Below are 14,021 nucleotides of genomic sequence, written 5' to 3'. Positions count from 1 at the left end.
TTCCGATACAGCGATTTGGAGATTGAACAGTCCGTATGCTAAAATAGAGACAAGGAGCGATTTACTTATGGAAATTTTTATAACAGGAGATACACATGGAGATTTCTGCCGGTTCCGGCCCGACATCTTCTATGAGCAGGAACACATGTCCAAGGAGGATTTGGTTCTGGTCTGTGGAGACTTTGGTGGAATCTGGTACGGTGATCCACGGGATGATGCAGGACTGGACTGGCTGGATAGTCTGCCCTACACCACGGCCTTCGTGCTCGGGAACCATGAAAACTATGACGCCTACAAAGGTTATCCCAAAGAGGAGTGGCATGGCGGACAGATCCAGAGGATACGTCCCTCCGTCCTGCATCTCATGCGGGGCCAGGTATATGAGCTCAACGGCAGGAAGTTTTTACCATGGGCGGCGCATCCTCCCATGATATCCAGGATGGCATTCTGGAGCCGGACGATCCAGACTTCGAGGAAAAGTTTCAGCAACTCGAACAACGCGGTGCGCTGTTTCGTGTGAACCATCGTTCCTGGTGGGCCGAGGAACTGCCCAGCGAAGCGGAATATCTGGAAGCCAGAGCAAATCTGGAGCGTGTCCACTGGAATGTGGATTACATCATCAGCCACTGCTGCCCCTCCAGCATACAGGATGTGTTCAGCGGAGGAATGTTCAAGAAAGACGCACTGACCGAGTTCTTCGATGAAGTGTGTCAGAGATGTACCTTCCGGTATTGGTTCTTCGGCCACTACCACAGCAACATGGTGATCGAGAAAAAGTATGCTATGCTATATGAGCAGATCATAAGACTGAAGTAAGAAAGAGGGCTGTGCTGACGCATGGCCCTTTTTTCGTATCCTGTTTGCACATGGCTTTGTCAGTATGTCAATATGGGGGTTCGGAAATGGCTTGAAAAAAGCGCAGAAATACAAAAATACAAGTTGTGCAAAACCCTGAATCCATTGAGCCGCAAGGCTTTCCGGGCTGTATCTTTTTCGGCAACAAAAGACAAAAATCCCTTGAAGCCAGATGGTTTCAAGGGACTTTTTATGGCGTCGAATAGGTATAATGAAATCCCCCAGTTTAACTGGGGGTCAATAAAAGCACTTTAGTAAAATGGATAGGTTCCAGCGTTAGATAGAACCTAAAATAATATCGTTTGGAATAATGAGAAGATTGTACAGCTAAACGAGGAAGTTATCAAGGAAGCAGCTAAAGAAATTGGTACAAGGCAGCGTGGAGAAAACCTCTCAACGAGCTGCCGGAGGCCCCGAGGCAGAGGACCTGACCCAGAATGCCCGGTACAAGTGCAACGAGCAACGCTATGGCTGCCACAGCGGACAATATAAGCGCAACCTTACTACCCCTTCTGGAAATATCATCTTCAAGGGATCACCCCACCAGCAGTGGGAGAAGGCAAGCCTTATTTGGCGGCACGGGCCTGCTCAACGATTTCCACCACGCCGCTGAGAACGACGGTGGGACGATAGGCGTAGGTCTTCAGTGTCTCCGGTGTGGACACGCCGGAAAGCACCAGGACAGTGGACATGCCGCTCTCTAGGCCGGAGATGACATCGGTATCCATTCGGTCGCCCACCATGACGGCATCTGCGGAGTGGCAGTTCAGCATCCGCAAGCCGGTGCGCATCATAAGGGGGGTGGGCTTTCCGCAGAAGTAGGCCTGCATACCGGTGGCCATCTCGATGGGGGCCACCAGAGCTCGGCAGGCAGGGGCAATTCCGTTTTCGATTGGGCCGGAGACATCGGAGTTGGCTCCAATCAGTTTGGCACCGTTGAGAACTAGATTCGTGGCCTTGGTGAGGGTGTCCAGGGAATAGGAGCGGCCTTCGCCCACCACGACATAATCTGGGTTTACATCATTCATGGTAATACCCGCATCGTAGAGGGCGTTAAAGAGGCCGCTCTCGCCAATCACAAAAGCGGAACAGCCAGGAGCCTGTTCCTTCAGAAAGGCTGCGGTGGCCAGAGCGCTGGTATAGAAGTGCTCCTCTGAGACGTCCAGCCCCATGCGGGCCAGCTTCTGCTGTAGTTCCTTGGGGGTGTAGCCGCTGTTGTTGGTCAAAAAGAGATATTCCTTTTTCTCGTCGTGTAGCCACTGGATAAATTCCGGCACGCCGGGAAGGATGCGGTTGCCGTGGTAAATAACACCGTCCATATCGCAGATGAACCCGAGTTTTTGATTGAAATCAAGCGTGTGTTCCATATATCCTCCTATTCGCGCGCAGCTGAGTCCCCAGACCGAGCGGGAGATGAGACGGATGGTCAGCTGTTTGGCTCAGTTCCGCAGTTTCATATCAGATACCCTCCTGTGCGGTGTGGTGTTTATCCCAAGGGGAAGTAGCTGGTTTTCAGCTGGTGGAGCCGCTCCAGACTGTCGCTTCCCCGTTGGCCCAGCCGTTCGGTTACGGCCACGGTCAGCACATCCAGCAGGGCGGTGGGGGCGGACATGGAGTGGTATTCCTTCTCCTCGCCGCGATAGGCAAACAGGCTGATGTCTGCCTGCTCTTCTGGCGGGATGCAGGTACGGCTGACAAAGGCCAATGTCTGGTAGCCTACCGTTTTGCTGTGGTCCAGAATGACCCGGCCCTCCCGGGATAGTTTGGAAAAGCTGAACATGACTACCAGATCCTGCTCTTCAGCCTGGAGCAGGCCCTCCAGCAGCTCCGAGCCGCCTGAGGGAAGCAGAGAGACAGGGAGTCCCAGGCGACGCAGGCGGAAGGCCAGCATGTTGGCCAGGGAAGAGGAGGCATTTTTTCCGTGCAGAAAAATTCGCCGGGCAGAGACCAGCGCATCTGCTGCTCGGTCAAATTCCACCTGATCCAGTTGTTGGGCGGTTTTTTGCAGATAGAGCTGTTGCCGCTCCAGCCAAGCGATGGGAGAAAAACCACCGTCCTGGGACAGAGTTCCTGCCATCTTGGCAGCAGGCCCGGCAGCCTGCTCCACCACAAGGGATTTCAGCTCCTTAAAGTCGGTACAACCTACGTGGCGGGCGAAGCGGGATACGGTGGCATCGGAGAGGCCAAGCCGCCGGGCTAGTTGTCCGATGGAGGAAAACAGAAAGGCATCGGTGTTCGTGTTGATGTAGTCCAGAATTTTCTGCTCGGCCCGGGTCAGTTCTCCGGGTGAGATAGCAAGGCATAGTTCCATTGGTATTTCTCCTGTTCATTCAGTACATCGATGAGGGCTGGGTGAAGCAGTCCATTGGAGGCCAGCACGCCGCTGCCCTCCAGAAGGGAGAGGGGCGCGCCATCGGGGGTGGTGACCCGACCACCTGCCTCCTCCACCAGAAGCAGACCGGCGGCATAGTCCCAGGGCTGGAGGGCCAGCTCCACGTACCCCTCCAGACGACCGCAGGCCACCCAGCAGAGATCCAGGGAGGCGCATCCGGCCCGGCGAATGTCCTGACAGCGGTCATAGAGGGCTCTCATCTGATAAAAAGCCTGATCGGCCAGATCCCGCCGGCCGGGCACAGTGCCGGTGGACAGCAGACTGTCTGCCAGCCGGTCAGCCCCACTTACCCGGATGGGCCGGCCGTTTAAGAAAGCCCCTTTTCCTCGGCGGGCGGTAAAGCATTCTCCGGTATAGGGCTGATAAACAATACCAAAGCAGATCTGCCCGTTCTCCGCCAGCGCCAGAGACACCGCACTGTGCCCGAACTGATGGATTAGATTGGTTGTGCCGTCCACTGGGTCAAGAATCCAGAAGGGACGGCGTAGGTCAATGGCAGCTTTTTCCCCTTCCTCCCCCAGAAACTGCACAGCCGGGGCCAGCTGTTCCAGCTGACCCCGGAGGGTATTCTGCACGGTGAGATCCACATTGGTGACGAAGTCCGTCCGGCTTTTGGGCACCACAGTCTGAACGGCGGAGGGGGCGGTCAGCAGAGAGCCGGCCCGCCGGACGGCCTCCACTACCTGCCCGGCCAGGGCGTCGGTGAGGATACTCATGCAATGGCCTCCTTGGTGAGAATGGAGACATAGTCGCCGCCCAGAGCGTGAATCTCCTTCAGAGAGCGCTTGAGCAGACAGGCGGTGCGCACCTGGGCTGCGGCGGTGTCGGAGAGCTGGATCTCATACCGCCCGGCATCCATCTCGGCCTTCAGGGCGGAGACGGAGCAGACCTCCCGCTGAAATACGGTGGTGACGCAGCCGTACTGTACCGCCTGGTGGGTGTCGCTGCCCGAGACCACGGGGATGTGGAGCTGCCGGCCCAGCGCGTAGGTCAGCTCCTCCGTGCGGGAGCGGTCCAGGGCCAGGTCTTTCCCGTTCAGGTCCAGGAACTGGAGCCGCTCCAGCTGCTCCTGCGGCAGCTCGGGCACATGGCCCGGGGTGCGGTAGGGGTGGCCGCAGCCTACCAGCACCGGGTACTCTCCGAACAGGTCCATGAGTTGGGCGAAGGGGAGGAAGTTCCCCTTTTCCTTGTGGGATTCCAGCCGGTGGTTCAGCTCTAAAATGGCCTCCAGGGGGCCGATGGACAGGATGTGGCCGCCCTCGGCCACATCGGTCTCCATGCCCGGAAAGATGCGCAGCCCGTTGGGCAGCTCCAGCACGTCCTCTGTCCGGCGGCTCACCGAGGACAGGTAGCCATACAGGTCGTCGAACTGCAGGGTGTTGAAGTGCTCGGTGAGGCACAGGGCGTCCAGCCCGGCCCGGTGGGCCTCGTCAAAGAGCCAGTCGGTATAGGCGGTGGAAAAGGGCAGCTTTTTGGCCAGCTTTCCGTGGGTGTGAAAATCAAGTCGCAAGGGAAAAACCTTCTTTCAGAGCAAAGTGGAGCAGAGAATGCACAGGGCTACCCACAGGGCGGAGAGTGCCAGGAATAATAAATCATTATACGACACTTTCAGGGTGGAGAGCTTTATTTTTTTTACGGTTTTGTTGACGGCCGCATAGCGGTAGCCCCGTAGCTCCAGGGCCTCCACCGTGGTGCGGGAGCGCTTAGCTGTGTTGAGCATCAGGGGGTAGAAGGACTCCATGATGATTTTCACTTGATAGATGAGGTAGCGCACCTTGCCACGCAGGGTGTCGTGGGCGGGGGGATTACCCCGCAGGCGGTAGGAGAGGAGGACGTTCTGGAACTCCTCCATGAGCATGGGGAGCATGCGGTAGGCGTAGGAGATGGAGAAGCTCAGCCGCTCAGGGCAGCCGTACCACATAAGTCCGTTGCTGAGCCGGTCGGGGTCCAGACCGGAAAAGACGGTAACCGAGGCCAGGGAGATGGTGGCCACCTTCAGGGTGAGCACCAGCATGGGAGCGATGGCCGAGGCATCCCCGCCGAAGAGCAGGGTGGCCAGAAAGAGGTAGCCCGTCTGGGAGAACACCCCCAGGGCAAAGAGAAAGAGTACCAGCCCTGCCACATGGGCCAGCAGGGTGGTGACCATCACCAGCAGGAAGCAGCCCAGCAGAAAGGACAGGTCGTTGACAAACCATGGCACCACGCCGAAAAACAGGTACCAGGCGATAAGAATGCGGGGGTCCAGAGCGGCGATCACCGTGTCGTCGTTGCCGTAGGCGTTTTTCAGCACCTGGCTGCGGAGAAAGTCCATGGAGAATTTGTCCAGGACGCTCTCCGACAGCTTGCTCATCATGCGTTCCATAGCTTATGCCTCCTGAAAACGGTTGGTAAATTCTTCGACGGTGTAACAGAGGGCCTGCGGGTTCAGCGCCTGGGCCATGGAGAAGATCTCCGGCGGGCGGATGCCCACCAGGTCCACCAAATCCTGCCGGGCGAAGATTTCGTCCCGGGTTCCGTCGGCTACCACCCGGCCGCCCTGCAGCACGATGATCCGCTCTGCCCACTGGCACACCAGCTGCATGTCGTGGGTGGCGATAACGGCAGTCTGAATGATGTCCTTCATATCCTCCAGCACACCCATAATTTCCCGGCGAGTGGCGATATCCAGGTTGGCTGTGGGTTCATCCAGCAGCAAGATGCCCGGCTCCAGGGCCACGCCGATGGCCAGACTGGCCCGGCGCATCTGGCCCCCCGACATGAGGCGGCCGTCCCGGTCCTGAAGCTCCGTGAGCCGGAAGCGTGCCAGCAGGGCGTCGGTGCGCTCCTGCCAGTCGGGCAGCCCACGTACCTGCATGGCATAGGAGATATCAGCGCGGATGGAGTCCTTGATGAACATTTCCTCCGGGTTCTGATAGACCAGGGAGATCTGCCGGGACAGATCCTCAGCCTTTTTTGCCCCGATGGGCTCATCAAAGAGGGAGACTGTTCCGCTTTGGGGCCGCAGCAGCCCCACCATCAACTTCATCAGGGTGGACTTGCCCGCCCCGTTGGAGCCGATCAGGGCCACCTTTTCCCCCTTCCGGATGTCCAGATTCAGTCCGTCAAAGATGGAGCGAGGCGCCCCTTTCACGGAGCGGTAAGAGAGGGAGACGTCCTGGAAGGAGACCGCCCGCTGCCCGGCGGGACATGGGGTGGGAATTGGGACCGCTCCGGGGCGGAAGCACAGGGCGGAGAAAGCGTTCCGGCCCTCCTCCACCGTGGTGGGAAGGGGCGCGCCGGAGGGGAGCTTTGCCTCCTTCCGCAGCCGGTAGGCTGCCTGGGTCACCTGGGGCGGGAAGATGTTGCACTCCTCCAGCTCCTCCACATGCTGGAGGGCCTCCCTGGTGGGCAGCAGCCACTGCGCCTGCCCGTCCTTCATCAGCAGGACGTGGCGGCAGTAGTCGGCAATATACTCGGTGTGGTGCTCGATGACAAGGATGGTCTTGCCGTGCTTCTGGTTGAGTTCTCGCAGAACCTCGTAGATCCGGTCGGCATGCATGGGGTCCAGCTGGGCAATGGGCTCATCCAGAATCAGCACATCGGGGCTCAGGGATACCGCACCTGCCAGTGCCAGCAGGTGGGTCTGTCCGCCGGACAGCTGCCAGATGTACTCCTCTTCCCGACCCTCCAGCCCACATTGGCACAGTGCCGTTTTTCCACGCTCCAGATAGTCCGGAAAGGCATAGTTTAAACAGGCGTAGGAGGCGTCGTCCAGCACAGTGGGACGGACAATCTGATTTTCAAAATCCTGGTAGACATAGCCCACCTTTTGGGCCAGGGTGCCCACGTCGCTGTCCAGGGTGTTCAGTCCCTCCACGCGGACTTGGCCCTGAAACTCACCCGTAATGAAGTGGGGAATCAGCCCGTTGAGGACCTTGCACAAGGTGGATTTTCCGCAGCCGTTGTTGCCAACGACCGCGAGAAAGTCCCCTTTTTCAATCTGGAGAGAAATGTCGGACAGGGTGGGGTGAGCCTCGCCCGGATAGGTGTAGGTCAGGCCGTTGATTTCAATCGCATTCATATCAGCAGGCCGTTTTCCCTTCGCCGTTCTTTCTCATCACCAGCAGGATGATGACAGCCAGGGCGGCGGCCACAACCATACCGGAAGCCAGGGCGGTGCCGCTCTCGGCCCACTCGGCCTCCCAGTCCACCAGGGACATGCCAGCGGTGGCGGCCAGCTCGGCGGCGATGGCGCAGACAAAGCCGATGACGCAGATCAGAATGGCCTTGGGGCTCAGACCCGAGGTCGTGCTGGCGGCGGTGCGGGGAGCCATGCCCAGCAGGGGCTCAATCTTGCCGTACAGCTTGGGAACCAGGTATAGGGTGGGCAGCAGGCAGAAGAAGATCCCGGAGAAGAGCAGGTCGTTGAGGAAGGCAAAGCCTTCGGTGGCAAAGACGCTCTCGGGAAGACCGGCCACGGCCTCGAAGTCCTCCACGGCAAACTGAACCTTGGCGATGTCTACGATGGTACCCATGAGCAGCTGGGCGGCGGTGCCGGTGATGGCAGCTACACCTACCATGGCGCGGTTCTTGGGGTCACGTACCATCCGGCCGGCAATGTAAACACCGATGGTCACAGTAAGGAACTTCTCCAGCTCGCCCAGGCCGCCGAACTGGCCCAGCATAATCTCGCTGAACACCAATTCGCCGGTAGCAGCACCAAGGGCGGCAGACAGGGGATCAAAGAGCATAGCTAGAGTCAAGGGGATGAAAAGGAAAAACTCCACCGATAGCTCCACAAGACCAATCTGGAACTTGGGGATCAGTTCGGTAAACAGAGTGGCCAGTCCATACAGGGACATGGTCAGCACAAAGATCATCAGTTTCTGAGATTGGTTGACAGTGTTTTTCTCCAGGGTACTCATACAGATATTCCTCCCGTTTTATAATGCGGATTTCTCGCACAAATAAAGAGTACCAGAGGATTGTAAATATATCGATCAGTGTAATGTAAAATGTAAATAAATTTTCATCATCAGCGGTACTGACAGAGCCTACTTGTACGGGCTGCATGCTGTTTGCACATCGATGCAAATAAATCATAGATAGGGTTCTTGAGTTTGAGGATTGCATGTAAAGGGTATCGTATTCTAATCTTTATGAACACTGTACTAAAACTGTTCTGTGAAGTAATGACCATATTTAGCCACAGTGCGGCTTAGAGCACGTTGAGAAGCAATAAAAGAAGGCTGCCTAGCGGACAACTGGAAAACTGGAAGAAGGAATTCTCCGGGATCCTAAGAAAGTAAAAATCTACAGCAACCGCTACCTCTATATTGTGTGGGGCTTTTGAATGGCATTCCTTCATATTGTACCGTTCCACTAGTTTGAGATTCGCGAAATTGATTTCGATTTGCTCCGGAGAGAGTTTGGCAGAGCCGAAAAGAAAAATCGGATTCTGAAAGAACCGCTGTTTTCTGAAGAACGTTCCGAGTGGTATATTCAGGAAATCAAGCAGGTGATAGAGGATCGTTGGCGAAGATAAAGGCTAAAATCGTGGAGCTAGATCATTAGAGAGATAAGCTTGAAACAAGATCTATTATGGGCACCATAATTTATGGTGCCCAAATGGTACTCGGTGAGTTTTGAGAGACCATATCGTGAAAAATATTTGTAGATAAACTGGTGTGGAAAATGGGATTTTCCTTATCTTATCCGTATAAATAAAATTGTTTGGTGTGGTAATAAGCAGCCAGTATATCACATCGATTCCCCTCGAAATCAGTTTGCGGGCAACCGCACGTGGGTTCGAATCCCACCCGCTGCGCCAGCGTCGGAGCAAGCGTTTTATCGTTTGCTCCGACTTATTTTTTCGGACGGGTCAGCATGGAGCGATGTCTCTCCTGGCTCTTTTCAGAAAGCAGAAGCAGCGGCACGGAAGATTCCATGCCGCTGCTTTAGGTTTCCTCTGTGTCCTGACTTTGGGAAAGGACAATCAAATCGCCCTGGGGTGCGTTCATATATAGCTCCTCACACTGCTGCTGGGCGGCGATCAGGGTGTTGATCGCCTGCTCGGTGGCGCGAAACAAAGTCAAATACATTTCTTTGTAGTCAGGCATAGTATTCACCTCGGCGATATTTTAACCTGAAACAGATTAAAAGTAAATACTCTATTTTAGGTTATGCCATACTCTGTTCGAGGTGAGTGCCATGAACAGACTGCGCGATTTAAGGGAAGACGCTGACCTGAACCAGACACAGGTGGCCAAATTTCTGGGGATGTCTCAGACCGGATATTCAAAGTATGAAACCGGAGAAAATGATATTCCCACACAGGTCCTCATCAAGCTGGCTGGTTTCTACAAGACCAGTATTGACTATATTTTGGGCATCACCGATCGGAGAGAGCCCCTTTGATGAGAGCGGCACGGAAGATTCCGTGCCGCTGTTTTTGTGCCGAGGATCACAGAAGGGGAAATGAGGCTTGACAGAGGACCATTTGCTGTCTATAATATGTAGCGCGCTACATGTTTGGAGGTGAGCGATTGCAGTTGGAACAGAAAGAAATTGGGTATCTGCTGAAACAGATCACAGAGAAGATCAAAGTGGATGCAGATTCCTCCCTGAAAGCCCGTAATTTGACCCTTTCGCAGGTGCGGGTGCTGGAATGTGTGTTTGCCGCGGGCGGTTCCGCCACACAGAAATTCATAGAGGAATCTCTGGACGTATCGCATCCTACCGTGGTGGGACTGATCACCCGCATGGAGAAAAACGGGTATCTGCACTGCTATGTGGATGAGCGGGATAAGCGCAACAAGATCGCCGCGCTGACCCCCCGGGCCGAGGCGGCTTTTGTGGAGATACGCCATGATATCGCCTCGCTGGAAGAAAAGCTGGTCAAGGGCATGGATGCCCGGAGCAGAAGCGAGCTGCACCGGCTGCTGGAGCAGATCTACCATAACCTCACCTGAAACGCCGCCAGGCGGCGTTTTTTTACCCGAAAGTGTAGCTAGCTACAAAATGAAAGGAGAAGCATATGATCAAAACCCTTTGGAAAAGCCTGCGTGAGTACAAAAAGACATCCCTGCTCACCATCGGCCTGACCCTGTTTGAAGTGGTGTTTGAAATTGTGATCCCCCTGTGCATGGCCGAGCTCATCGACCGGGGCGTGGAACAGGGGGAGATGAACCTGGTGCTGAAGTATGGTCTGGCGCTGGTAGTGTTTGCCCTGCTTCAGCTCATGACCGGAATGGGCTCCGCCCTGGCGGCCGCAAGATCGGCGGCCGGCTTTGCGGCCAACCTCCGGCAGGACATGTATGACAATGTCCAGACCTTTTCCTTTTCCAACATCGACAAGTTCTCCACCTCGTCCATTGTCACAAGACTGACCACAGACGTGACCAATGTACAAAACGCTTATCAGATGCTCATTAAGCTGGCCATGCGCGGCCCGTTCATGATCCTGTTTGCCATGGTGGTGTCTTTCCGGATCAACCGGGGGATCTCCCTGGTGTTCCTGGCGCTGATCCCGGTGCTGGGCATTGGCCTGATCCTGATCGTCCGCACCGTACACCCGATCTTTCAGAAGGTGTTTGAAAATTACGACCGACTCAACAATGTGGTGCAGGAGAATCTGCGGGGCGTGCGGGTGGTCAAATCCTTCCACCAGCAGAGCAAGGAGATCGAGAAGTTTGACCGGGTTTCCGAGCGGATCTATCAAGATTTTGCAAAGGCGGAGCGCCTCATCTCGCTCAATACGCCGCTGCTCCAGTTTTGCCTGTATCTGAGCATGCTGCTGATCTCCTGGCTGGGCGCGAAGGCCATTGTGGCAAGCGGGAACAATGCGGCCCTTGGACTGACCACCGGAGACCTGACGGCCCTGTTCAGCTACGCCATCCAGATCCTGATGAGCCTGATGATGCTCTCCATGGTGTTCGCCATGATGACCATTGCCCAGTCCTCTGCGGAGCGTATCTCGGAGCTGCTGCAGGAGACGTCCGACATCCAGAATCCGAAGGATCCGGTCCGCCAGGTGCGGGACGGAAGCATCTGCTATCAGAATGTGGACTTTGTCTATGCCTCCAAGGCGGGGAAGAAGGTCATTGACCAGGCAAACGTGACCATCCAAGCGGGCCAGACCGTGGGGATCATCGGAGGCACCGGCTCCTCCAAGAGCTCCTTTGTACAGCTGATCCCCCGGCTGTATGATGTGAGCGCCGGGGCGGTGCTGGTCGGCGGCGTGGATGTGCGGCGCTATGACCTGGACACCCTGCGCAACGCGGTGGCCATGGTGCTGCAAAAGAATGAGCTCTTCTCCGGGACCATCCGGGAGAACCTGCGGTGGGGCAATGAGAACGCCACCGAGGAGGAGATGCAGGAGGCCTGCCGCCTGGCCTGTGCGGACGAGTTCATCTCCGCCATGCCCAAGGGATATGACACCCATATCGAGCAGGGCGGTACCAACGTATCCGGCGGACAGAAGCAGCGCCTGTGCATTGCAAGAGCCCTGCTGAAGAATCCCAAGATCCTGATCCTGGACGACTCCACCAGCGCGGTGGACACCAAGACAGACGCGTTGATCCAAAAGGCCTTTGCGGAATATCTCCCCCAGACCACCAAGATCATCATTGCCCAGCGGATCTCCTCCGTGCAGCACGCCGACCAGATCATCGTCCTGGACGACGGAAAGATCTCCGCCATCGGAAAGCACGAAGAGCTGCTGAAGGAGAGCGCCATCTATCGGGAAGTATTTGAATCCCAGCAGAAAGGAAGTGGGTGCCATGCTTAAGCAAGGAATGGATTGGAAAACCGCAAAACGAATCCTCTCCTATTTGAAGCGCTATCAGAAGCAGATGGCGGTGGTTACGGTCTGTATCATACTCTCGGCGGTGGCCAGTGCGGCCTCCTCGGTGTTCATCCAGACCCTGATCGACGGCTACATCGTGCCGCTGCTGGGACAGACCTCCCCGGTCTTTGGGCCCCTGCTCAAGGCGCTGGGGGTGATGGCGGTGGTCTATCTGGTGGGCGTCCTGGCCACCTGGATCTACAACCGGACCATGGTGACCATCGCCCAGGGAACCCTGAAGCAGATCCGGGACGAGATGTTCGCCAAGATGCAGGACCTGCCTGTATCCTATTTTGACACCCATACCCACGGGGATATCATGAGCCGGTATACCAATGATACGGATACCCTCCGGCAGATGATCGCCCAGTCCCTGGCCCAGCTGGTCTCCTCAGTGTGCACCATTGCGGCGGTCTTTTGCTGTATGCTCTACCTGAGCGTGTATCTGACCGCCATTGTGGTGGCGGCGGTGGCGGTGAGCCTGTTTCTGATCAAGGGGATTGTGGGGAAGAGCGGATACTACTTCATCCAGCAGCAGATGTCGCTGGGCGATCTGAACGGCTACATCGAGGAGATGGTCCACGGGCAGAAGGTGGTCAAAGTATTCTGCCACGAGCGCCAGGCCAAGGAGATCTTCCGGGAGAAGAATACGGCCTGGGAGCACAGCTCTGCCAGCGCCAACGGATACGCCAATACCATGATGCCCATGATGAACGCCCTGGGCTACCTGCAATATGTGATCGTTGCGGTGGTGGGAGCCTGGATGGCCATTGACGGCGTAACCAACCTGAGTATATTCGGAGTCAAAACGGTGACGTTGGGCATGATCGCCTCCTTCCTCACCCTGTCCCGCAGCTTTACCAGCCCCATCTCCCAGATATCCAACCAGTTCAACTCCGTCGTCATGGCCCTGGCCGGTGCGGCGCGGATCTTTGCCCTGATGGATGAGCAGCCGGAAGAGGACCTGGGCCGTGTGACCCTGGTCAATGCCACGGAGCGGAACGGGGTTCTGGAAGAGACACGGGAGCACACCGGCACCTGGGCCTGGAAGCAGCCCGGCCGCGACGGCTCCTCCCTGACCAAGCTGGAGGGCAGGATCGTTCTGGATCATGTGGACTTCGGCTATGTGCCCGATAAGCCGGTGCTGCAGGACATCAGCCTGTACGCGCAGCCCGGGCAGAAGATCGCGTTCGTCGGGGCGACCGGCGCGGGAAAGACCACCATCACCAACCTCATCAACCGATTCTATGAGATCGACCGGGGCCAGATCTGCTACGATGGAATCGAGATCGGCCAGATCAAAAAGGCGGACCTCCGCCGCTCGCTGGGGATCGTGCTGCAGGATGTAAACCTGTTTACCGGAACGGTGATGGAAAATCTGCGATACGGCAACCCGGACGCCTCCGATGAGGTGTGCATCCAGGCGGCCAAGCTGGCAAACGCGCACAATTTCATTATGATGCTCCCGGACGGCTATCAGACCGTGCTCCAGGGGGATGGCGGCGGCCTGTCCCAGGGACAGCGCCAGCTGATCTCCATCGCCCGGGCGGCTGTGACCGATCCCCCGGTCATGATTTTGGACGAGGCCACATCCTCCATCGACACCCGAACGGAGGCCCTGGTACAGAGCGGCATGGACCGCCTGATGGAGGGGAGGACCGTGTTCGTGATTGCCCACCGGCTTTCCACTATCATGAATTCCGACGTCATCATGGTGCTGGATCACGGCAGGATCATCGAGCGCGGCACCCATGAGAGCCTCCTGGAGAAGAAGGGCGTATATTATCACCTCTACACAGGCGCCTTTGAACTGGAGTAAATTTCTCAGGCCGCAAGTGTGTGGCCCTTTGGGCCATGCGCGCGGCGTCCTGTACCCTCTCGAAAAAATGCTTGCATTTTTGAGAAGCGTGTCGAGGTTTCTCGACACGCTGTGGAGTAAACTCCTTTAGG

General features: G+C 56.6%; 12 protein-coding genes and 1 pseudogene. 5 read left to right on the top strand and 8 right to left on the bottom strand.

The window, feature by feature from the left end; genetic code table 11:
* Positions 1-67 precede the first annotated feature (67 nt).
* Positions 68-816 (top strand): annotated as a pseudogene (locus I2C21_RS02840) (metallophosphoesterase family protein).
* A gap of 605 nt (positions 817-1,421) precedes the next feature.
* Here I2C21_RS02840 and I2C21_RS02835 read toward each other — a convergent pair.
* The 8 genes from I2C21_RS02835 to I2C21_RS02800 all read right to left on the bottom strand — a co-directional run bounded on the left by I2C21_RS02835 (position 1,422) and on the right by I2C21_RS02800 (position 9,345).
* Complete coding sequence (locus I2C21_RS02835) at positions 1,422-2,174, bottom strand: HAD-IIA family hydrolase (protein ID WP_195278507.1); 753 nt, start codon at positions 2,172-2,174, stop codon at positions 1,422-1,424.
* Between the two features lie 167 nt (positions 2,175-2,341).
* Complete coding sequence (locus tag I2C21_RS02830) at positions 2,342-3,166, bottom strand: MurR/RpiR family transcriptional regulator (RefSeq protein ID WP_193536261.1); 825 nt, start codon at positions 3,164-3,166, stop codon at positions 2,342-2,344.
* Complete coding sequence (locus I2C21_RS02825; RefSeq protein WP_193536263.1) at positions 3,130-3,963, bottom strand: inositol monophosphatase family protein; 834 nt, start codon at positions 3,961-3,963, stop codon at positions 3,130-3,132. The genes I2C21_RS02830 and I2C21_RS02825 overlap by 37 nt, the downstream gene beginning before the upstream one ends.
* A complete protein-coding gene (locus I2C21_RS02820) occupies positions 3,960-4,757 on the bottom strand; it encodes a PHP-associated domain-containing protein (RefSeq protein WP_193536265.1) in 798 nt (265 codons plus the stop codon). Before I2C21_RS02820 ends, I2C21_RS02825 begins: the two co-directional genes overlap by 4 nt.
* Before the next feature lie 15 nt (positions 4,758-4,772).
* Entirely contained in the window at positions 4,773-5,609 is an 837-nt protein-coding gene (locus I2C21_RS02815) for an energy-coupling factor transporter transmembrane component T family protein (protein WP_193536267.1), read from the bottom strand.
* Between the two features lie 3 nt (positions 5,610-5,612).
* Entirely contained in the window at positions 5,613-7,307 is a 1,695-nt protein-coding gene (locus I2C21_RS02810) for an ABC transporter ATP-binding protein (protein ID WP_195278440.1), read from the bottom strand.
* A gap of 1 nt (position 7,308) precedes the next feature.
* The gene (locus I2C21_RS02805) at positions 7,309-8,151 is read right to left on the bottom strand and encodes a DUF8171 family membrane protein (RefSeq protein WP_193536271.1); all 843 of its coding nucleotides are present in this window, start codon (positions 8,149-8,151) and stop codon (positions 7,309-7,311) included.
* Positions 8,152-9,183: 1,032 nt separating this feature from the next.
* Positions 9,184-9,345 (bottom strand): hypothetical protein, encoded by a 162-nt coding sequence (locus tag I2C21_RS02800; protein WP_180956893.1) that lies wholly within the window; start codon positions 9,343-9,345, stop codon positions 9,184-9,186.
* A gap of 91 nt (positions 9,346-9,436) precedes the next feature.
* On the opposite strand from I2C21_RS02800, the gene I2C21_RS02795 reads away from it, so the two are divergent.
* The 4 genes from I2C21_RS02795 (at position 9,437) to I2C21_RS02780 (ending at position 13,890) form a co-directional block, all read left to right on the top strand.
* Positions 9,437-9,643, top strand: a complete 207-nt coding sequence (locus tag I2C21_RS02795) for a helix-turn-helix domain-containing protein (RefSeq protein ID WP_193536273.1) — start codon at positions 9,437-9,439, stop codon at positions 9,641-9,643.
* Positions 9,644-9,771: 128 nt separating this feature from the next.
* A complete protein-coding gene (locus I2C21_RS02790) occupies positions 9,772-10,197 on the top strand; it encodes a MarR family winged helix-turn-helix transcriptional regulator (RefSeq protein WP_180956892.1) in 426 nt (141 codons plus the stop codon).
* A 65-nt stretch (positions 10,198-10,262) separates the two neighbouring features.
* The gene (locus I2C21_RS02785) at positions 10,263-12,014 is read left to right on the top strand and encodes an ABC transporter ATP-binding protein (protein ID WP_101693694.1); all 1,752 of its coding nucleotides are present in this window, start codon (positions 10,263-10,265) and stop codon (positions 12,012-12,014) included.
* The gene (locus I2C21_RS02780; protein WP_195278439.1) at positions 12,007-13,890 is read left to right on the top strand and encodes an ABC transporter ATP-binding protein; all 1,884 of its coding nucleotides are present in this window, start codon (positions 12,007-12,009) and stop codon (positions 13,888-13,890) included. Before I2C21_RS02785 ends, I2C21_RS02780 begins: the two co-directional genes overlap by 8 nt.
* The last annotated feature ends 131 nt before the right edge of the window (positions 13,891-14,021 follow it).

This window comes from Clostridium sp. J1101437_171009_A5 (assembly GCF_015547905.1).
GTDB classification, from domain to species: domain Bacteria; phylum Bacillota; class Clostridia; order Oscillospirales; family Oscillospiraceae; genus Pseudoflavonifractor_A; species Pseudoflavonifractor_A gallinarum.
The sequence above is the reverse complement of the archived record's forward strand: the minus strand, read 5'-3'. Positions and strand labels throughout refer to the sequence as shown.

What these genes read in the sequence shown, in the direction of transcription:
- I2C21_RS02780 (WP_195278439.1), top strand. Translation starts at nt 12,007, where the DNA reads ATGCTTAAGCAAGGAATGGATTGGAAAACCGCAAAACGAATCCTCTCC.
- I2C21_RS02805 (WP_193536271.1), bottom strand. Translation starts at nt 8,151, where the DNA reads ATGAGTACCCTGGAGAAAAACACTGTCAACCAATCTCAGAAACTGATG.
- I2C21_RS02785 (WP_101693694.1), top strand. Translation starts at nt 10,263, where the DNA reads ATGATCAAAACCCTTTGGAAAAGCCTGCGTGAGTACAAAAAGACATCC.
- I2C21_RS02835 (WP_195278507.1), bottom strand. Translation starts at nt 2,174, where the DNA reads ATGGACGGTGTTATTTACCACGGCAACCGCATCCTTCCCGGCGTGCCG.
- I2C21_RS02810 (WP_195278440.1), bottom strand. Translation starts at nt 7,307, where the DNA reads ATGAATGCGATTGAAATCAACGGCCTGACCTACACCTATCCGGGCGAG.
- I2C21_RS02830 (WP_193536261.1), bottom strand. Translation starts at nt 3,166, where the DNA reads ATGGAACTATGCCTTGCTATCTCACCCGGAGAACTGACCCGGGCCGAG.
- I2C21_RS02800 (WP_180956893.1), bottom strand. Translation starts at nt 9,345, where the DNA reads ATGCCTGACTACAAAGAAATGTATTTGACTTTGTTTCGCGCCACCGAG.
- I2C21_RS02795 (WP_193536273.1), top strand. Translation starts at nt 9,437, where the DNA reads ATGAACAGACTGCGCGATTTAAGGGAAGACGCTGACCTGAACCAGACA.
- I2C21_RS02815 (WP_193536267.1), bottom strand. Translation starts at nt 5,609, where the DNA reads ATGGAACGCATGATGAGCAAGCTGTCGGAGAGCGTCCTGGACAAATTC.
- I2C21_RS02825 (WP_193536263.1), bottom strand. Translation starts at nt 3,963, where the DNA reads ATGAGTATCCTCACCGACGCCCTGGCCGGGCAGGTAGTGGAGGCCGTC.